Below are 19,569 nucleotides of genomic sequence, written 5' to 3' on the forward strand. Positions count from 1 at the left end.
TCGTTGCCCTGCCGGTCATACCGATATGAGGATTTTGATGACGGTTTTTGCCAAAAATTGATATACATCAAAAAAACATCGCGTCACACTTTAACAATCCCACCCGTGTTCCGGGCTGGTGTATCTTCCTCTGTCTTTTTTTCACTCTATCAGGTGCGCCCACGGGATGCCTGACGTGTTCCAGCAGGTGCAGCGCACTGGTCAGGTGGCCACGTTCGAGTATTCGCTGCCATTGGGCCAGCAGTCGCACGATTTTCATGCCACCTTGAGCCCTTTGGTGAGCAGCACCCAACAACCGGACGAATTAGAAGGAGCGCTTTCCGTGACCCGTGAGGTAACAGACGCAAAACGCGCCGAAGTGGAGCTGCAAATTGCTGCCGCTGCATTTCAGGCACATTTGGGCATCATGGTGACCGATGCACGGGGCACGATCCTGAAAGTGAACGACACTTTCAAGCGCATCACCGGCTACAGTGATGCAGAGGTCGTGGGCAGGAACCCACGCATGTTCAGCTCTGGGCACCACAATGCCGCCTTCTACCGGTGTTTGTGGCGCAGCGTACTCTCCACGGGAAGCTGGGAGGGAGAAATCTGGAACCAGCGCAAGAACGGCGAGCTGTTTCCCGAGTGGCTGACCATCAGTGCCGTGCACGACCGCAACGGCAGCTTGACCCACTATGTGGCTACCATGAGTGACATCAGCGAGCGCAAGGCGGCCGAGCAGGAAATTCATCAGCTGGCGTTCTACGATCCGCTGACCGGCTTTGCCAACCGTCGCCTGTTCATCGACCGAATCGGCGTGGCCCTCAAGGAGCTGAACCGCCACCAGCGCTGCGGAGCGCTGATTCTGCTGGACCTGGATAGCTTCAATCATGTCAACGATACCCTGGGGCATCATATCGGTGACCGGCTGTTGCAGAACGTGGCACGCCGTTTTGGCCAGATGCTGCGCGATACGGATACTCTGGCGCGACTGGGCGGCGACGAATTTGCCGTGTTGGTCGAGGGAGTGGATGGCAGCTCGCGTAAAACGCAGGCGCTGGCCGAGCATATCGCCAGCAAGCTGATGGCAGCGCTGGATACCCCGATCCAGGTGGGGGATGAGCAGGCGTCGGTCACGGCCAGCGTGGGCATCACCGTCATGGCCGACAGCCAACGCAGTGCCGATGATTATCTGCAGCAGGCGGACATGGCGCTTTCCCAGGCCAAGGCCAGTGGCCGGCGCGGCCTACGTTTTTTCGACCCCTCCATGCAGGCCGCGCTGCTGGCACGGGTCAAGCTGGAGTCTGACCTGCGTCTGGCGCTGGATCACCAGCAGTGGCTGCTGCACTATCAGCCCCAGGTGGATGAACAGGGGCGCATCGAGGGCGTCGAAGCGCTGTTACGCTGGCACCATCCTGAACGCGGGCTGGTGTCGCCCGGTGAGTTCATTCCGCTACTAGAAAGCACCGGCTTGATCAACGACGTAGGCGAGTGGGTGCTGGAGGCAGCCTGCCATCAGTTGGCTGCGTGGCAGCACCAGCCGGGGTTCGAGCAGCTGACCATTTCAGTCAACATCAGCCCTCTGCAGTTCCGCGAGAGCGATTTTCTACATCGAGTGGAGCAGGTGTTCCAGCGCACCCGAGCCCCGCTCGAGCGGTTGAAGCTGGAAGTCACCGAAACGCTGTTCGTCGACGCCCGAGACGATGCCCGTGACAAGATGCTAAGCCTGAAGGCGCGCGGTGTTCGCTTCTCGCTGGACGACTTCGGCACCGGCTACTCGTCGCTGGCGTATCTGGCACAGCTCCCGCTGGATCAGTTGAAGATCGACCAGTCCTTCGTGCAGCAGGTGCTCGAGAGCAGTGCCAATGCTGCCATCGTCGAAAGTACCATTGCCCTGGCCAAGAGCCTGAATCTGGATGTCATCGCCGAGGGGGTCGAAACCCCGGCGCATCAGGCCTGGCTCATGGCCCACGGGTGCCATGCGTTTCAGGGGTACTTGTTCGGGCGGCCCATGCCGGTGGAGGAAATGGAGCAGGCCGTGCGCGCGCAACGTCCCTCACCGCCAGGCGCCCAGGGCGCGTAGCTGATCAGGAAGCGTAGCATCAGCCAGGGGCAGCGTGCCGTCAGGGGTAATCACCTCCAGCCGGGAGTCTTGTCGCCAGGCACTGGCGGCCACGCGCTGGGTGCCTTCGGCGCGGTTGAGCTGCTTCCAGCCATCGTCCGTATGAAAGACGCCCTTCACCCTGGCGGTGGCGGGTAGTTCGCTCATCCATAGCGCCAAACGGTCCAGGTCGAAACGTTCGGCGGGGTGCCAGCGCACCCCAGTGCTGGTGTAGCCCAGAGCGCTGGCGGACTGCTGCTGCGCCTTGCCGAGGGGCGGAGGGAGATCGAAGAATGCCCCTTCGAGGCTGGGGCCGCTGGTGGCCAGAGCCCGGTGCGCGGCGGGCATGGCGGTTGGCGCCGCAGGGCGGGGGGGCGAAGGGCTCAGCAGGCGGTCAATGGGTAGGGGGCCTTGCTGGGTGCTATGCACCCATTTGCGCGGCGGCCAGAGCGTGTCGATGAACTGCTCGGCCCGTGCATGTTGTGCGTCGCTGGCCATGTCGGCCAGAGTGATGACCACGGCATCGGCCATGGTCAGCTGATCTTGAAAAGTCTCATGCGCTCGCACGCGTGCTTCATCCAGCCGACGCGGGTCGAGGGTGGCGATGATGTCCTGCACCGCCACCACGTCCCGGAAAGCCTCACCCTGCAGCAAATCCATCAGCCCGGCGGGGTGCCCAAGCCCAGAGGGCTCGATGATCACCCGGTCGGGTTTCTGGCGTGCCAGCAGATTGACCAGCGCCGCCTGCAGCACGAACGCCAGCTGGCAGCACAGGCAGCCGCCAGGCAGGCCCTTGACCACCACGTCATCACGGGCAGTGAACATGGTCTGGTCGATGCCGATCTGACCGAACTCGTTGACCAGAATGGCCCATTTTTCATGGGCGGGTTTCTGCTCGATCAGCTGATGAATCAGCGTGGTTTTCCCGCTGCCCAAAAAGCCGGTCACGATATGCACGGGTACGAGTGCCTCAAGCGCCAACGGCTCACCCTCCGGTCATGTTCATGAAGCGCACCACCTGCACATCGCCATCGGTGGTGAAGTGGTGGCGCTCGGGCTTCAATGGCAGGGCGTCGATGATGGCCTGCTTGAGCGGCGCGATCTCGCCGGGATGACGGCGCAGCACCGCGCGCAGGTCCACCGAGTGTTCATTGCCCAGGCACAGCAGCAGGCGGCCCTCCACGGTGACCCGTACCCGGTTGCAGCTGTCGCAGAAGTTATGGCTGTGGGGGGAGATGAAGCCCACGCGGCTGTCGCTGTCAGCCATCCTGAAGTAGCGCGAGGGCCCCGGCGTGCTTTCGGTGGTGGGGGTCAGCGGGTAGCGGGTTTCGATCAGCGCCTGCACGTCATCGCTGGAGTAGAAGGTCTCTGCCCGAGAGTGGTCCGAGACATCCCCCAGCGGCATCTCCTCGATGAAGCTGATGTCCAGCTGCTCGCGGCGGGCAAAGCTCACCAGGTCGAGCACCTCGTCTTCGTTGCGCCCTTTCAGAATCACCGCGTTGAGCTTGATACGGGTGAAACCAGCCTCCTTGGCTGCCTGAATGCCGTCCAGCACGCGGGCCAGCTCGCCCGTGCGGGTCAGCTGCTTGAAGCGTTCGGGGTGCAGTGAGTCGAGGCTGATGTTGAGCCGACGCAAGCCGCCCGCGTAAAGCCGCTTGGCATGCTTGCGCAGGCTCGCGCCGTTGGTGGTCATGGTGAAGTCATCCAGCCCCGGCAGCGCGCCGATGTCGTCCACCAGCTGTTCGATGCCCTTGCGCACCAGCGGCTCGCCGCCCGTCAGGCGGATTTTCTCCACGCCCAGTTCGGTAAACGCACGGGCCACCAGGGCCAGCTCCTCCAGAGTGAGCACCTGGGCGCGTGGCAGAAAGGTCATCTCTTCGCTCATGCAGTAGACACAGCGAAAATCGCAGCGGTCGGTCACCGATAGCCGCACATAGCGAACTCGGCGGCCAAAATCGTCGATCAGTTGTTCGGTCATTGCCAGCTCGTTATCGGTTGTATGCAGACCACCTCGCCTGGCTGGGCGCCTGCCTGGTCATCGCCAAGTTCGATCAGGCAGTTGGCGGCCACCATGGAGGTCAGAATCCCCGAGCCCTGGGCTCCGGTACTGCGCACATGCAGCGTACCCTGCGCATCGCAGTGGTAAACACCGCGGATGAAGTCAGTGCGCTGCAAGCGGCTCTTCAACGTGGTTTGGGCAATTGCCTTGAGCCGGGGCGGCGGCGCCGGGGGCAGGCCCTGCAACTGCCGCAGCAGCGGTACCACGAATTGCAGGAACGTCACCATGACGGCTACCGGGTTGCCTGGCAGGCCGATCAGGGGCGTTTGCGTCGCGCCCAGCTGTCCGCAGGCCATGGGCCGTCCGGGGCGTAGCGCTACTCGCCAGAAGGCCAGGCGGCCAAGCTTTTCCAGCGCCGTCCGTGTGTAGTCGGCGTTGCCCACGGAAACCCCACCGCTGGTGATCACCAGATCACTCTGGGTGGCGGCGCTGGCCAGTGCGGTTTCGATGGCGTCGAGGTCGTCAGGGAGAATGCCCAGATCCAGCACCTCGGCCCCCTGCTCGGCGAGCAGGCCCATCAGGGTAAATCGGTTGGTGTCGTAGACGCCTGCGCTGGGGAGTGGGTCGCCTGGTGGCGTCACCTCGTTACCGGTGGAAAAAATCGCCACCCGGGGGCGCCGATACACCGTGACGACTGCATGGCCCAGCGAGGCCACCAGCCCCATGCTAGCGGCGTCCAGGCGCGCGCCTGCGGCAAGGGCCACGCTGCCCCGGGCAATGTCTTCCCCGGCCTGGCGCACGTGCTGCCCGGCCGTCACCCGTTCGGGCGCATCGACGGTGGCGCTTGCGCCATCGTCGATCAGCTGTTCACGCATGATCACCGTATCGGTACCCCGGGGGATCGGCGCACCGGTGGTGATGCGCACGCACTGGCCCGCAGGCACCTCGCCGGCAAACGCCTGCCCGGCGAAGGCGTCTCCCACGATAGGGAAATGGGTGGCGTAGGGAGGCGCTTTGGGCCATGCCAGGGCCACGCCATCCATGGCGGCGTTGGTGTTTTGCGGTACATCGATGGGCGCAATGATGTCCTCTGCCAGCCGACGGCCATGAGCGCTGCTCAAGGCGACCTGCTCGGTGGCCACCGGCGACGCCACCAGCGTCATCAGCGCCTCGCGGGCAGCATCGACGCTGAGCATCTGCTCGCCCAGCTCGAAACACGACAGGCTCATGGGGTCTCCCGTGAGGACGTTGCCAGCGCCTGTTCCAGGCGGGCTTTTTCCTCTTCGGTATTGAGGTTGGCGAACGCCTCAGGGCAGTCGGACATGTCCACGCGGCACCAGGCGTGGCGAGCGTACCAGCGGTCGATCTTGCGTTCGCCCTCGGCCAGGGTGGTGGCCAGGTCGTCGGCCAGCGAGGTGCGCAGCAGCGCCACCACGGGGTGCAGGCGCTCGCCGTCGAAGGCCACGGCGATATCGTGCGTGCCATCCTCCGTGACGATGCCTGCCACCATGCGCGCCACCAGGTCATGGGGCAGCGCGGGGGAGTCGCAGGGGGCAACCAGTAGCCACGGCGTGCGGGCGGCGCGCAGGCCGCTGTAAATGCCCATCAAAGGGCCCTTGAAGCCGCCTTCGGCATCGGCAATAACGCGATCGGCGAACAGCGCGTATGCATCGCCGTTGCGGTTGGCGTTGATCATCAGCTCATGAACGTGGCCGTCGAAGCGCTTGACGGTGTGCGCCACCAGCGGCAGGCCTGCGAAGGGCTCGAGGCCCTTGTCACGGCCGCCCATGCGGCGGCCCTCACCCCCCGCGAGAATCATGCCGGTAAGGTCGTGTGTCGCGATCATATGCCTGCCTCCTTGGACGAGCGAGCGCTCGGCGGTTTGGGGGGAATGTCATCCAGCGTCAAGCGCCCCTCGGCGTTGATGGCCTGGAAGCTTTTGCCTTTGGCGCGGGCAATCAGCATCACGCCGAAGCGTTCGGCCAGCTCGACACCCTTCTGGGTCACCCCCGAGCGTGAGACCAGCACGCTGATGCCCATTTGTGCCACTTTCAGCACCATCTCGGAGGTCAGCCTGCCGGTGGTGTAGAAGATGTCGGCCTGCTGGCTGTTGGCCTGGTTCAACCACTGGCGACCTGCCAGAGTATCCACGGCGTTGTGCCGCCCTACGTCCTCGACGAAATCGAGCACCTGGGCCTGCTGGCACAGCGCGCAGCCATGCACGGCGCCTGCGCTACGATATGTTTCGTTATAGTGGTTCAGGTTGGTCAGCAGCTGGTAGAGGGTCGACTGGGCCAGCGGCGTGGCGGGCAGCGCCGTGAGCGATGTCTGCTCCAGCAGCTTGCCGAATACCGTGCCCTGTCCGCATCCCGTGGTCACCGTGCGGGTCCCCAGGCGTGCTTCCAGGTCGTCGGGCAAATGGCGCGTGACCACGGCGGCGGCCTCTACCTCCCAGTCTACCTGTACCGCCATAAGGTCTTCTGAACGGTACAGCAGCCCCTGGTTACGCAGGTAGCCAACCACCAGCGCTTCGGGGTCATCGCCCAGGGTCATTAGCGTCACGATTTCACGCTTGTTGAGGTAGACCGTCAGGGCGCGTTCGGCGGCAATGGCCTGCTGGCAGGTCGCCCCGTAGGCATCCATCACGCTGATGGTGGTGGTGGCTGGCAGCCGGGCACGGCTTAACTGAAGGGCGGGCATGCGCAATCCTCACTGCTCCGCGTCACTGCCTCGCCCGATGGGCGCGGCGTTTAACGTAATAGTTGAGTAAAATAGTCTGAGTTGACGATGATGGCGCTCAAAAGGCTTACTTGTCTACCCGTTCAAGGTCTAAAGGGGCAACTCATGAGTGATAATTTGCGTGCCATTAGTGCCACTCTGGTGGCCGAACGAAAGACCATGGGGGCGTTTACCGTCACCCAGTGGCGTATCACCGAGCTGGTGCCCGGTGATCAGGGCGACCACGTGCTGCATCTGCAGCTCTCCATGACCGAACGCGCGGCTTACCGCTTCAATCTGACCTCCGCGACGCCGCGGCTCTTCGTGCGCGCCGGGTTTACCGGGCAGCCAGCCAGGCCGGATGCCATTACCGCGAGCCAGGATGTCGCGGCGGGCTGGCTGGATGGCGAACAGCAGGTGCTGGAGGCCCCCATGCCGCTGGCCATTCAGGTATGGATCGAACGCTATCTGGCCCGTCATGGAGAAGCCCCCGTGGAGCAGCGCAAGAAAAAACGCAAAGGGGCAGGCCGCGCCCAGACGCTGCCCGACAAGGAGTGATCCGATGAGCCGATTAGAGCGTTGGTCGCGCAAAAAGCGTGGCCTCGAGAGCGATGCCGTCATGGCACCCGAGCCTGCCCAGGCAAGCGAGGATGCGTCTGTGCTGCCTGAAGCGCACCAGCAGCAGGAAGCCCCGGCCGACCCCGCTGAGCCCCCGGCACCTGCGCCCGGCAGCCTGGACGATACGCTCCCCGACCCTGATACCCTGCCCGCTGGCAGCGACTTCAGTGTCTTCATGGCGGCGGGGGTCAGCTCGGCGCTGCGCCGCCGTGCCCTGCGCCGACTGTGGGCCACCGGCAACTACAACGTGCGTGACGGGTTGGATGATTACGATGCCGACTACACGCAGCAGTTGAAGCCCATGGCCAGCGAGCTGGCGGACAAGCTCAGGCGGTGGGCTCACCAGGCGGAAGAGGCCATCGAGGCGCCCCGGGAAGACGAGGCGCGTGCAGCAGGAGCGCAAGAAACGCAAGCGACGTCCGTTGCCCAGGAGGAGGCGACTTGCACAAGGGATGACAGTTTTGTACAAAGCCCCGATCTGGACGACCAGTCTGATTTGCCTCATCACGCTCACAGCGAGCGTCCTGAGCGATAGTTGTCTTGTTTATCATAGAGTTAGCGCTGGCCTAGCGGGCCGCCGTTGACAGTGATAAGACCAATGAAAGTGGCAAAAGGCGGCATAGCACCATACGCTGAAGGCATAAGGGAGGTGGCGTTACACCGCACTTGTGTCAAAATGACCATTAAAACGACCATTCAAATAAAATAATAAGAACGACCCATTGACCGTGAGCGTGCATGAATCAACGAATCCAACTGGCGTCGATTGACGACCAGCGCAACGCGGCCGCTCGTGAAGCGGTGCGTCGGCGTATCTCCTGGCCAGTCAATCTGACCCCCGCCAACGTTACCTACCATAGTCGTGGACACGTGGTGCTGATCGGTGCCGTTCAACCTGTGATAGCCGCCGCGCGTGCGCTGCAGCATCAGGGGTTGGCATCGCTGACGCTACTGACCCTGAACGACGCCGCCGAGCTGCCGATGGGCAGTGAGCCCGTCATCGAGCAGCCCTTGAGTGCCGAGCAGCTGGCGCAGCTCACTATCACCGGGCACCTGGGCGCGTTTCATCTTCAGGTGCCGTTTTCACAGGGTGAAACGCTGGATCTGGCACAAGTGCTGGTCGAGCGTGACGCCTTCGATGTCGTGCTGGACCTGACGGCCCCCGGCATGCTGCCCGCGATGCCATGGGAACTGCCGCCGCCTGGCTATTTGCGACTCGCTCCCGAGGCTGCCGATGAGCAGCGCCAGCAAGTGCTGGAGAGTGCCGTCGAGCTGGTAGGCGAGTTCGACAAGCCCCGTTACTTCCAGGTCAATACCGACCTGTGCGCGCATTCGGCCAGTGGCAATGTCGGGTGTACCCGCTGCCTGGACGTCTGCCCGGCGGATGCCATCACCAGCATCAAGGGGCGTATCGAGTCCCGCATCGAGATAGATCCCTTTCTGTGCCAGGGCGTCGGTAGTTGCACCAGCGCCTGCCCCACCGGTGCCATCGAGTTCAGGCTGCCCGAAACGCGCCGTCAGCAGGATACGCTGGCAGCGTGGCTCGAGGCCTACCGTGAGGCGGGAGGCGAGGTGCCCGTGCTGCGCTTCGTTACTCACGATACTCTGGAGCAAGAGCGCCAGGCGGGCGTGGTCACGCCAGGCCATCTCATCGATGTGCCGCTGGAAGAGCTGGGCGCGGCTGGCCACGACCAGTGGCTGACGGCCTTGGCCAGCGGCGCCTCTGAAGTACGTATTCAGCTTCACGAGGGCATGCCGCCCCGTTTGAGCGCCTTTCTGAATCATCAGGTGGCGCTGGCCCAGGGGTTGCTGGCAGCGCTTGGCCACGCCGTCGAACGTATCCAACTGGTGGCGGCCAACGCCACTGACGCGCGCGATGCTCTGCCCAGCCTGCTGCCGTTGAGTGACACTGCCGTCAGCTTCCGCGAGCCCAACAAGCGCACGCGATTGAATCAGGTACTGGCACGCCTGGCCGCGCTGGGAACCCCCAGCGGTGAGCGTCAAGCGTTGCCGGAAGGCGCGGCCTTCGGCGGCATCGACGTGGACAGTAGCGCCTGTACGTTGTGCTATGCCTGCGTCAGCAACTGCCCGACACCCGCGTTGCAGGCAGGCGGCGATACACCGGTGCTCAGCTTCCTGGAAGCCGACTGCGTGCAGTGTGGCCTGTGTGAACAGGCGTGCCCGGAAAATGCCATCACGCTGGTGCCTGGTTTTCTGGCCGCGCCTGCCCGTGAAACGCGCCACGTGTGCCATGAAGAGCCTGCCTTTGAGTGTATCGGCTGTGGCAAACCGTTCGCGACGGTCAGCACGGTGGCCGCCATGAAAACCAAGCTGGCCAATCACCCCTATTTTGCCGGCGATGCGCTGGCGCGTCTGGAAATGTGTGAGGACTGCCGCGTGAAAGACGTCTGGAAAACCATGATGCGCGACCCTGACGCGCAGTTGAAGGTGTAACGCCATGAGTGAAACCGAGGCGATGCTCAGCGAGGTCGACGCGCTGCGCGGGGATATCTACCAGCTGCTGGCACGGCTGTTGCGCCAGTCGCCCGACGTCGAGCTCCTGGCCTGGCTGGCCGAGCTGGAGGTAGAACAGGACGGCACGCGGCTGGCCGAATGCTGGGCTGGCCTTGCCAAGGCAGCCGCCCAGGCCGACCCCGAGCGACTGCAGCGCGCCCACTTTCGCCATCTGGTGGGCGTCATTCAGGGCGATATCGTGCCCTATGCCTCCTGGTATCAGCAGGGTGAGCTCATGGAAGCCGCGCTGGTGGCGCTGCGCCGTGACCTGAGGGAGCTGGGCTTCGAGCGCAGTGAACGCACCCATGAGCCCGAGGATCACCTTGCCGCCGTGTGTGAAGTCATGGGCATGCTGGTAGAAGCTCAGGCAGATGAGCAGGTAGCTTTTTTTCAGCAGCACTTGGCCCCCTGGGCAAAGCGCTGCTTCGACGATGTGGCTGACGTGGAGGCTGCCTTCTATGCCGCGCTGGGCGCGCTAGGCAGTGCCTTCATGGAGAGCGAGCAGGCGCGTATCAGCGACCGAGCCGCCCATCAGCCAGTACGACTCGTGACCTGACCCTGGTTCGCGGTCAGTGAATAGCCGGGCCAGCGGCCCAAGCATAACAAGCATGACAGTGGAGAACCCTATGCACACGTCACATAACCCTGAACGGCGTCGGTTCATGAAGACCGTTGGCCTGGGCACCGCAGCAGCAGGTGCGGCAGCGGCGGTCGGTCACGTTACCCTCGTACAGGCGAGCGACAAGACGCCCAGCCAGCGTGAAGCCCAGTCGGTGAATTACCGCGAGACGGATCACGTTCGTGCCTACTACGCCTCGCTGCGTGACTGACGGCGACCATCAGGAGATTTGCCATGCGCTTAACTCGTAAAACTCAAGCTCCGGCCGCGTCTGGGCTGGGTATCTCTCGTCGCCAATTCCTCAAGCGTACCGGCGCGGGTACGGCCGGTGTTGCGGCGGTTGGTTTCATGGGCGCGCCGATGATGCAGCGCACCGAAGCGGCGAACAAGACCCCGGTGCTCGACTCCCCCGTCGAAACCAAGCGCACCATCTGCTCCCACTGTTCAGTGGGGTGTGGCGTGTATGCAGAAGTGCAGGAGGGCATCTGGACCAAGCAGGAGCCAGCCTTCGACCACCCGATCAACCGTGGCGCCCACTGTGCGAAAGGCGCCTCTCTGCGCCAGCACGGCCACTCCACGCGTCGCCTGAAGTACCCGATGAAGCTGGTCGCGGGTGAATGGCAGCGCCTGAGCTGGGACGACGCCGTCAATGAGATCGGCGACAAGCTGCTGGAACTGCGGGACGCCTATGGCCCCGATAGCGTCTACTGGCTGGGCTCGGCCAAGTTCAGCAACGAGCAGGCGTATCTGATGCGCAAGCTCGCCTCCATGTGGGGCACCAACAACACCGATCACCAGGCGCGTATCTGCCACTCCACCACGGTAGCGGGTGTGGCCAATACCTGGGGCTACGGGGCGATGACCAACTCGCTCAACGATATGCACAACAGCCGCTCCATGCTGTTCATCGGCTCCAACCCCAGTGAAGCCCACCCGGTGGCGATGCAGCACATCCTGATTGCCAAGGAGCGCAACAGCTGCGACATCATCGTTGCCGATCCGCGCTTCACGCGTACGGCCGCCAAGGCCAACAAGTACGTGCGCATCCGCCCCGGCTCCGATGTGGCCTACATCTGGGGCCTGTTGTGGCACATTTTCGAAAACGGCTGGGAAGACCGCGAGTACATCAACCAGCGCGTCTACGGGATGGACGCCGTGCGTGCCGAAGTGGCGCAATTCACTCCCAGCGTCGTGGAAGACATCACCGGGGTACCGGAAGCCGAGATGTTCGATGTGGCCAAGCGGCTTTCCGACAACCGCCCGGGCTGTGTGGTCTGGTGCATGGGCGGCACCCAGCACACCACCGGCAATAACAATACCCGCGCCTACTGCATTCTGGAGCTGGCACTGGGTAACATCGGCAAAGCGGGCGGCGGAGCCAACATCCTGCGCGGCCACGACAACGTACAAGGCGCCACTGACCTGGGCCTGGGCTGCGACTCGCTGCCTGGCTATTACGGCCTGGCCGAAGGCGCCTGGCAGCACTGGGCCAAGGTGTGGGACGTGGAGTACGACTGGCTGAAAGGTCGCTTCGACGACACCGAGTATGCCGACGGCAAGCCCATGTACACCAACGGTATCACCGTATCGCGCTGGGTCGATGGCGTGCTGGAAGAGGACGACAACATCTCCCAGCGTACGGCGCTGAAAGCCATGTTCTACTGGGGGCACGCGGTCAACTCGCAAACCCGCGGCGTGGAAATGCAGAAGGCCATGCAGAAGCTCGAGATGATGGTCATCGTCGACCCGTATCCCACGGTGGCGGCGGTCATGCATGACCGCACCGATGGCGTCTATCTGCTGCCTGCGGCCACCCAGTTCGAAACCACCGGCAGTGTCACCGCCACCAACCGCTCGATTCAGTGGCGCGATCAGGTCATCGAGCCGCTGTTCGAGTCCAAGCCCGACCACGAGATCATGACCCTGTTTGCCAATAAGCTGGGGTTTGGCAACGAGTTCGTCAAGAACTTCGAGATGAACGGCAACGAGCCGCTCATCGAAGACGTGCTGCGCGAAATCAACCGCGGCATGTGGACCGTTGGCTATACCGGTCAAAGCCCCGAGCGTTTGAAAGAGCACCAGAAAAACTGGCACACCTTCAGCTTTGAAAATCTGCGTGCCCAGGGTGGCCCTGCCGATGGCGATTACTATGGCCTGCCGTGGCCCTGCTGGGGCACCCCGGAGTTCCGTCACCCGGGCTCCCCGAACCTCTACGATACCAGCGTGCCCGTGATGGAAGGCGGCATGGGCTTCCGCGCCCGCTTTGGTATCGAGCGCGACGGTGTCAATCTGCTGGCCGAAGGCTCGGCCCCGGTGGGCGGCGATATCGATGACGGCTATCCCGAGTTCACCGATCAGCTGCTCAAGGACCTGGGGTGGTGGGATGACCTCACCGACGAAGAGAAAGCCGCCGCCGACGGCCAGAACTGGAAAACCGACTTCTCCGGCGGTATCCAGCGGGTGGCCATCGAACACGGCTGTGCGCCCTACGGTAACGCCAAGGCCCGCGCCGTGGTGTGGACCTTCCCCGATGAAGTGCCCAAGCACCGCGAACCGCTCTACACCACGCGGCGTGATCTGGTCGAACGTTATCCCACCTGGGACGACTTCGACTCCATCATGCGTCTGCCCACGCTCTACAAGACCATCCAGGATCGTGACAACAGCGCGGATTACCCGATCATTCTGACGTCGGGCCGTTTGGTCGAGTACGAGGGAGGGGGTGAAGAAACCCGCTCGATGTCCTGGCTGGCGGAGCTGCAGCAGGAAATGTTCGTCGAGATGAACCCCGCCGACGCCAACGATATCGGCGTGCGTGACGGTGACGATGTCTGGGTCGAAGGCGCTGAGGGTGGCCGGGTCAAGGTGAAAGCCCTGGTCACCCCCAGGGTGGATCGCAAGGTGGCCTTCATGCCGTTCCACTTTGGCGGCATCTTCCAGGGCGAGAACCTGCATGACCGCTACCCGGAAGGCACGGCGCCCTATGTTCAGGGCGAGGCGGCCAACACGGCGACCACTTACGGCTACGACCCGGTGACACTGATGCAAGAGACCAAGTGCACCATTTGTCGTATTGAGCGCGCTTGAACCGATAACGCGCGACCCGACCAGACAGCAGGCCGATGCGGCAATGTCCGCATCGGCAAGAGGAGAACACCATGGCTCAAATGAAATTCATGTGTGATGCCGAGCGCTGCATCGAATGCAACGGCTGCGTCACCGCCTGTAAAAATGCCAACGACGTCGAGTGGGGCATTCAGCGCCGCCGCGTGGTGACACTGAACGACGGTGAAGCCAGCGAAATGTCGATTTCGGTGGCCTGCATGCACTGTGACGACGCCCCTTGCATGGCTGTCTGTCCCACCGACTGCTTCTACAAGACCGACGACGGTATCGTGCTGCACGACAAGGACCTGTGCATCGGCTGCGGCTACTGCCTGTATGCCTGCCCCTTCGGCGCCCCCCAGTTCCCCAAGCAGAACGCCTTTGGCGAGCGCGGCAAGATGGACAAGTGCACCTTCTGCGCAGGCGGCCCGGCAGAAAGCAAGGAAGAGGAGTACCAGAAGTACGGTTCCAACCGTATTGCCGAAGGCAAGCTGCCGCTGTGCGCCGAGATGTGCTCGACCAAAGCGCTGCTGGCAGGTGATGCGCAGGACGTCGCCGACATCTTCCGTCAGCGTGTCGTCCATCGTGGCCACCCGGATGGAGCGTGGTCGAACAATCCCCAGGCCAGCACCGACAACCTTGCCTACGATGCTGCCCGTAAAGGCTAAGGAGGCGTGTCATGACCCCAATGACCATGACCACCGTTGAAATGCCTGCATCGGCCAACGGGCATGTAGCCCGCGGGCTGAAGCGTGTCTGGCACCTGTGCCTGATGCTGCTACTGCTGGTGGCCAGCCTCGGCGTGAGCCAGCTGGCCGTGGCCCAGGCGGATCCGCAACGGGAAATGTCCACCGCCGCCCCTGGCATTACGGCCGAGCAGTGGCGCCAGGTACGCAGCGGTGAAACCGGCCCGAACTATCGTGATTCGCGTCACGACAGCAACTACAACCTGATCAACGCCAGCGGTGAAACGTGGCGGATTCTGCGCAATCGCTGGGTCTCGCCGTTTGGTTTGATTGCCATTCTGGGCATGGCCAGCGTGATTACGCTGTTCTACCTGGTGATTGGTCGCAAGCACCTGGATGAGCCACGTACCGGGCGCAAGCTGCTGCGCTGGCCGCTGTTCATGCGCGCGCTGCACTGGACGGTGGCGACGCTGTTCATCACCCTGGCGCTGACCGGTCTCAACCTGCTGTATGGCAAGTTCGTCTTCCGCTCGCTGTTTGGCGATGCGGTTTGGGGATGGATGATCTCGGCCTCCAAGGTGCTCCACAACTACCTGGGGCCGCTGTTCGGTATCCTGCTGATCGTGCTACTGGTCAAACTGTTGAAAGACAATATCCCCAAGAAGCATGACCTGCAGTGGTTCAAGCAGGGCGGTGGCCTGGTGGGTAAAGGCCACCCGGACGCGGGATTTGCCAACGGTGGTGAAAAAGCCTGGTACTGGCTGCTGGCCACCGCAGGGCTGGTGGTGGTGGCCAGTGGCTTCGTGCTCGACTTCCCGAACTACGGGCAGAGCCGCGATACCATGCAGTGGGCCAACATCATCCACGCCGTGGGTGCGTTGGGCTTGACCGCCGTGGCGCTGGGGCACATCTACATCGGTACGCTAGGGACCGAAGGGTCGCTGGAAGGCATGACCACCGGCTACGTAGACGAAACCTGGGCCAAGGAGCACCACAACCTGTGGTACGAAGAGGTCAAGGGGCAGTCGCTGAGCGAGGAAGAGGTGGCTGCTCAGAAAGCGGGCGACAGCAGCGAGCCATCGACAAGGCCGAGCTGACACCTTTGCCTGTCATTGCAAGAGAACGCCCCATGACACCGCCCTCGGGCGGTGTCTTTTGTTATGCTGCATATCAACCCTGTTTTGAAAAAGGAATCCGCATGGCTACGTTCGATGAACTGGATACCGCAACCCGCACGGAGCTGGAAGCCGCTGCATTTCGTCGCTTGCTCAAGCACCTGGATGACAACAAGGACGTGCAGAACATCGACCTGATGATTCTGGCGGACTTCTGCCGTAACTGTCTCTCCAAGTGGCTGGTCAGCGCAGCCGATGAGCGCGGCACGCCTCTGGAAATGGACGCTGCCCGGGAGTATGTCTATGGCATGCCCTACAGCGAATGGAAAGCCAACCACCAGGGTGAGGCCACCCCGGAGCAGTTGGCGGCACTCGACGCTCGCCAGGCGCGCAAGAAAGCCCCTTCACAGAACGAGTCCCCTTCACAGAACGAGCCCAAGGAGTAGCGCCAATGGATGCCATGGAAGCCCTGAACATTGCGGTGCTCACCGTCTCGGACACCCGCACCGAAGAGACCGACCGCTCGGGTCAGTCGCTGGTTCAGCGGCTGACCGAAGCGGGGCACCGGCTGGCCGACAAGCGTATCGTGCCGGACGACGTGTACCAGATTCGTGCCGTGGTGGCCCAGTGGATCGCCGACCCCGGCGTGCAGGTGGTGCTGACCACCGGCGGCACCGGCTTCACCGGCCGTGACTCCACTCCAGAGGCGGTCTCGGTGCTGTTGGACAAGCGCATCGAGGGGTTCGGCGAGCGCTTTCGCCAACTGAGTGGCGACGAAATCGGCAGCTCCACCATTCAAAGCCGCGCCTTGGGTGGTTTTGCCAACGCCACGGTGGTGTTTTGCCTGCCGGGCTCCACCGGTGCCTGCCGCACCGGGTGGGACGGCATTCTGGCCGAGCAGCTGGATAGCCGCCACAAACCCTGCAACTTTGCCAACCTGGTCATTCCCGGCCGGGGGCAGCATGGCTGAGCAACGCGCAGGATATCAGTCACCGCCACTGCAACCCATCAGCGCCGCTCTCGATGCGCTGCTGGCAGGGCTTGTGCCGCTGCCAGCCGAGCAGGTGCCGCTTGAAGAGGCGGCGGGTCGGGTGCTGGCGGAGCCGGTGATGGCAACGCTGGACGTGCCGCCCTTCGATAACAGCGCCATGGATGGTTATGCGCTGCGCGCCAGCGACGCGGGCAAGCGGCTGCCGGTCAGTCAGCGGATTGCTGCCGGAAGCCTGGCCCAACCGCTGGCAGAAGGCAGCTGCGCGCGGATCTTTACCGGGGGCCAGATTCCGGCGGGCGCGGATTGCGTGGTCATGCAGGAGCGCGTCACCCTGGACGACGGCCACGCGGTGATTCCCCATGACGTACCCGCGGGTGACAACGTCAGGCTCAAGGGGCGTGACGTGCAGCGTGGAGACGTGCTGCTCAAGGCGGGGCAGCGCCTGGAAGCGGCTGCACTGGGGCACCTGGCGGGGCAAGGAGTGACCGAGGTCAGCGTGCGCCGTCGGCCCCGGGTGGCGCTGCTCTCCACCGGCGACGAGATCGTCGACCCAGGCATGCCCTTGCAGCCTGGCCAGCTCTATAACTCCAATCGCCCGATGCTGACGCGTTTGCTGGAGCGCTTTGGTGCTGAGGTCGTACAGCGGGTCAGCGTTCCCGACGACTATGCCCGCACCGTCGAGATTCTCGAACAGGCGGCGGCCGTGGCCGACGTGGTGGTCAGCACCGGTGGTGTCAGCGTGGGGGAAGAGGACCACGTCAAGGCTGCGCTGGAGTCGTTGGGGCAGCTGGATATGTGGAAGCTGGCCATTCGCCCCGGTAAGCCGCTGGCGCTGGGACGTCTGCCGACCGAGGCAGGGGGCGAGGCGCGCTTTGTCGGCCTGCCAGGCAATCCGGTGTCCGGATTCGTTGGCGCCTGGCTCTTTTTACGCCCGCTGATGGGAGCGTTGTTGGGCCGCCCTGCGCTTGCGTCACTGCCAGAGATCACCGCGAAGGCGCAGTTCACCACCGAGACGGGGCCACGGCAACACTACATGCGCGTGGCGCTGCGCTTTAGCGCTCAGGGAATCTACGCGGTGGCGTTTGAAGACCAGGACTCGGCGGTGCTCTCTTCGTGTATCGAGGCCGATGCGCTGGCCGTCATCGATGCTCACCAGCAGATAGCCCCAGGGGACGCCGTGCGCTGCCTATGGCTGGAGCACTGACGGCGACAGCCGTTGGCCATCCAACAGCAAGGTCAGCCGTTGCTGTTCCAGCATCAGCCCGCACAGCGCGGGCATGCCCGTGCGGGCGGTGATCAGGGGAGGCAGCGAATGCAGCTGGGCGACCGGCAGGCGTGCCAGCCGACTCTCCGAGCCCATGCCCAGTTGCCATGGGTCTGCGGCGTCGCGCAGGGTCAGCCAGCGGCTTGGGGAGCTGGCAAGCTGGAATAACCGCCTGCCTGAAAGACCACGCAGGTCACGGTTCGAGTGCCATCGTGGCCACACGGGCATCTTCGGGCTGCCAAAGCGTGCTGACGAAAGGGCGCAGTGCGTCAGGCAGCGTTTCGGGGCGCTTTGAAGGCGCCAAGGGGCAAGTCGCACCACCTGCTGGCAGGGCTCTTCCACATCGACGATGCGGCCATCGTCCTCGCGGATGGCATCTTCAAGGGATAGGTTTGCTGCCTCATGCCCCGCGGGGCGCGAATCCGCCATGATTCTGCTCCGTGCTGATGACCACCTGGTTACGCCCCTGGTGCTTGGCACGATAGAGCGCCTGATCGGCGCTGAGGCGTAGCGATTCGGTAGAGGGATGTTCAGGGAAACTGCTGATCCCGACGCTGAAAGTGCAGCGGAAGCGTTCTCTGCCCGCGTGAAACGCAGCTCTTCGGGTGGCGCCCAGGTGGCAGCCTGCAGCCGAGCATCATCAGGGCAGCAGCGCCGCCTAAGCGCGACGTGCGCTCACAAACGCACGCTTACACGATCGCGTGAGGTACGAAGCAGGACGTGTCCTTGGTAATTCTGCCCACGTCTTCGCGAATGCCGATACCACAGGCGCGATCGCCCACCACCCAGCTGCCGACCAGGGCATGCCGCTCCCCAAACCTGGGGAGCGGATGGTACGCCTGACGAATCCATGGGCTATCGGTGTAAGGCCCGTCGACGTTTTCCGACACTCCATCGGGGGTGGTCAGGCTGACGTTGCTGCCCTCACGGGAGAAAAACGGTTTGCGAACCCAGCCCGGCGCAGGCGAGGCGTTCTCGGTTGGCTCGAAATAGGCGGGCAGCAGGTTGGGGTGGCCTTCGAACTGTTCCCACAGCAGCGGCAGGATACCTTTATTGGACAGAATCGCCTTCCAGGGCGGTTCGAACCAGTGGGTGTCCAGCTGGGTGATCTGCTGGCTGAACGCTTCCACCGCCATCTCTTCCCACGGGTACAGCTTGAAAACTGCCGCCATCGGCTGGTCTTCCAGGTCCACGAAGTGGGACTGACCCGGCGTTACGCCAATATCCTCGATGTAGACGAACGGCGCGTGAAGCCCCGCTTGCAGCGCGATGTCCTGCAGGTAGCGGACGGTAGCCCGCTCCTCGTCGCTGCCTTTCACACAAGAGAAATGCAGCGTGCGGTCGGGGAGCCGGTCGCCCAGATGTGCCAGGGCGTTCAGCAGGCGCTCCTGGATGGAGTTGTACTGGTCGGCATGGCGAGGCAGGATGCCCTGGGCAATGGCCTGTTCCAGCCATACCCATTGGAAGAACCCCGCCTCGTAAAGTGAGGTGGGCGTATCATAATTCAGCTCCAGCAGTTTGGCCGGGCCGTCCCCTGAGTAGGCAAAATCCATGCGCCCATACAGCGGCGGTTGGCCGGAGGTCCAGGAGCGATGGATGGTCTCCCACATATGTGCGGGGATCGCCAGCCGCTGCAGTAGAGCCTCCGAGCGGCATACGCGGTCGACCAGCGCCATGCACATCTCGTGCAGCGTTTCGGTGGGAGTTTCTATGTCGCGCTCGACCTGCTCCAGCGTGAACTGGTAGTAAGCGCTCTCTTTCCAGTAGGGCTCGCCGTCGATGGTGTGAAAGTGGAAGCCCAGCTGCTGTGCCAGGGCTTGCCACTGGGGTCGTTCAGGAACGGTGATCCTTAGCATG

General features: G+C 63.4%; 20 protein-coding genes. 12 read left to right on the forward strand and 8 right to left on the reverse strand.

Annotated features, from left to right (window positions below):
* The first annotated feature begins 166 nt into the window (after positions 1–166).
* Positions 167–2,065, forward strand: a complete 1,899-nt coding sequence (locus CWI66_RS07265; RefSeq protein WP_232710789.1) for a putative bifunctional diguanylate cyclase/phosphodiesterase — start codon at positions 167–169, stop codon at positions 2,063–2,065.
* Here the strand turns inward: CWI66_RS07265 and CWI66_RS07270 are convergent.
* Genes CWI66_RS07270 through CWI66_RS07290 form a run of 5 tightly spaced genes read right to left on the reverse strand, consistent with a single transcriptional unit; the run spans position 2,039 to position 6,782 of the window.
* Positions 2,039–3,064, reverse strand: a complete 1,026-nt coding sequence (locus tag CWI66_RS07270; protein WP_081138709.1) for a CobW family GTP-binding protein — start codon at positions 3,062–3,064, stop codon at positions 2,039–2,041. The genes CWI66_RS07265 and CWI66_RS07270 overlap by 27 nt on opposite strands.
* A 4-nt stretch (positions 3,065–3,068) precedes the next feature.
* Complete coding sequence (gene moaA / locus CWI66_RS07275) at positions 3,069–4,061, reverse strand: GTP 3',8-cyclase MoaA (RefSeq protein ID WP_100731325.1); 993 nt, start codon at positions 4,059–4,061, stop codon at positions 3,069–3,071.
* Positions 4,058–5,311: a molybdopterin molybdotransferase MoeA gene (gene moeA, locus CWI66_RS07280; RefSeq protein WP_100731326.1), complete on the reverse strand. Its 1,254-nt coding sequence runs from the start codon at positions 5,309–5,311 to the stop codon at positions 4,058–4,060. Before moeA ends, moaA begins: the two co-directional genes overlap by 4 nt.
* Positions 5,308–5,928 carry a molybdenum cofactor guanylyltransferase MobA gene (mobA, locus tag CWI66_RS07285; protein WP_100731327.1) on the reverse strand — a complete coding sequence of 207 codons (621 nt, stop codon included), beginning with the start codon at positions 5,926–5,928 and terminating at the stop codon, positions 5,308–5,310. The genes moeA and mobA overlap by 4 nt, the downstream gene beginning before the upstream one ends.
* A complete protein-coding gene (locus CWI66_RS07290; RefSeq protein WP_100731328.1) occupies positions 5,925–6,782 on the reverse strand; it encodes a formate dehydrogenase accessory sulfurtransferase FdhD in 858 nt (285 codons plus the stop codon). The genes mobA and CWI66_RS07290 overlap by 4 nt, the downstream gene beginning before the upstream one ends.
* Positions 6,783–6,926: 144 nt before the next feature.
* On the opposite strand from CWI66_RS07290, the gene CWI66_RS07295 reads away from it, so the two are divergent.
* The 11 genes from CWI66_RS07295 (at position 6,927) to CWI66_RS07345 (ending at position 17,652) form a co-directional block, all read left to right on the forward strand.
* Positions 6,927–7,358: a DUF3305 domain-containing protein gene (locus tag CWI66_RS07295; protein WP_081194731.1), complete on the forward strand. Its 432-nt coding sequence runs from the start codon at positions 6,927–6,929 to the stop codon at positions 7,356–7,358.
* Between the two features lie 4 nt (positions 7,359–7,362).
* Entirely contained in the window at positions 7,363–7,953 is a 591-nt protein-coding gene (locus CWI66_RS07300; RefSeq protein ID WP_081138702.1) for a DUF3306 domain-containing protein, read from the forward strand.
* Positions 7,954–8,156: 203 nt separating this feature from the next.
* Positions 8,157–9,872, forward strand: coding sequence for a 4Fe-4S dicluster domain-containing protein (locus CWI66_RS07305; protein ID WP_100731329.1), 1,716 nt, complete (start codon positions 8,157–8,159; stop codon positions 9,870–9,872).
* 4 nt (positions 9,873–9,876) lie between these two features.
* A complete protein-coding gene (locus CWI66_RS07310) occupies positions 9,877–10,488 on the forward strand; it encodes a TorD/DmsD family molecular chaperone (protein ID WP_016915150.1) in 612 nt (203 codons plus the stop codon).
* A 70-nt stretch (positions 10,489–10,558) separates the two neighbouring features.
* The gene (locus CWI66_RS07315) at positions 10,559–10,762 is read left to right on the forward strand and encodes a twin-arginine translocation signal domain-containing protein (protein WP_016915149.1); all 204 of its coding nucleotides are present in this window, start codon (positions 10,559–10,561) and stop codon (positions 10,760–10,762) included.
* A gap of 23 nt (positions 10,763–10,785) precedes the next feature.
* On the forward strand, positions 10,786–13,638 hold the full coding sequence (locus CWI66_RS07320) for a molybdopterin-dependent oxidoreductase (protein ID WP_100731330.1): 2,853 nt from the start codon (positions 10,786–10,788) through the stop codon (positions 13,636–13,638).
* A 71-nt stretch (positions 13,639–13,709) separates the two neighbouring features.
* Positions 13,710–14,324, forward strand: coding sequence for a formate dehydrogenase FDH3 subunit beta (fdh3B, locus tag CWI66_RS07325; protein WP_016915147.1), 615 nt, complete (start codon positions 13,710–13,712; stop codon positions 14,322–14,324).
* A gap of 11 nt (positions 14,325–14,335) precedes the next feature.
* A complete protein-coding gene (locus CWI66_RS07330; RefSeq protein WP_100731331.1) occupies positions 14,336–15,439 on the forward strand; it encodes a formate dehydrogenase subunit gamma in 1,104 nt (367 codons plus the stop codon).
* A 101-nt stretch (positions 15,440–15,540) separates the two neighbouring features.
* Positions 15,541–15,903 (forward strand): DUF1244 domain-containing protein, encoded by a 363-nt coding sequence (locus tag CWI66_RS07335; RefSeq protein ID WP_081194739.1) that lies wholly within the window; start codon positions 15,541–15,543, stop codon positions 15,901–15,903.
* A gap of 5 nt (positions 15,904–15,908) precedes the next feature.
* The gene (moaB, locus tag CWI66_RS07340; RefSeq protein WP_016915144.1) at positions 15,909–16,427 is read left to right on the forward strand and encodes a molybdenum cofactor biosynthesis protein B; all 519 of its coding nucleotides are present in this window, start codon (positions 15,909–15,911) and stop codon (positions 16,425–16,427) included.
* Positions 16,420–17,652 (forward strand): molybdopterin molybdotransferase MoeA, encoded by a 1,233-nt coding sequence (locus CWI66_RS07345; protein WP_100731332.1) that lies wholly within the window; start codon positions 16,420–16,422, stop codon positions 17,650–17,652. The genes moaB and CWI66_RS07345 overlap by 8 nt, the downstream gene beginning before the upstream one ends.
* On the opposite strand, the gene CWI66_RS07350 is transcribed toward CWI66_RS07345, so the two are convergent.
* The 3 genes from CWI66_RS07350 to CWI66_RS07360 all read right to left on the reverse strand — a co-directional run bounded on the left by CWI66_RS07350 (position 17,635) and on the right by CWI66_RS07360 (position 19,568).
* On the reverse strand, positions 17,635–18,141 hold the full coding sequence (locus tag CWI66_RS07350; RefSeq protein ID WP_100731333.1) for a hypothetical protein: 507 nt from the start codon (positions 18,139–18,141) through the stop codon (positions 17,635–17,637). The two genes, CWI66_RS07345 and CWI66_RS07350, sit on opposite strands and share 18 nt — an antisense overlap.
* A complete protein-coding gene (locus CWI66_RS07355) occupies positions 18,113–18,328 on the reverse strand; it encodes a GGDEF domain-containing protein (protein WP_332868220.1) in 216 nt (71 codons plus the stop codon). The genes CWI66_RS07350 and CWI66_RS07355 overlap by 29 nt, the downstream gene beginning before the upstream one ends.
* A gap of 73 nt (positions 18,329–18,401) precedes the next feature.
* Positions 18,402–19,568 carry a glutathionylspermidine synthase family protein gene (locus tag CWI66_RS07360; protein ID WP_100731334.1) on the reverse strand — a complete coding sequence of 389 codons (1,167 nt, stop codon included), beginning with the start codon at positions 19,566–19,568 and terminating at the stop codon, positions 18,402–18,404.
* Between the last annotated feature and the right edge of the window lies 1 nt (position 19,569).

Source organism: Halomonas sp. 141 (genome assembly GCF_002810305.1).
Classification (GTDB): domain Bacteria; phylum Pseudomonadota; class Gammaproteobacteria; order Pseudomonadales; family Halomonadaceae; genus Vreelandella; species Vreelandella stevensii.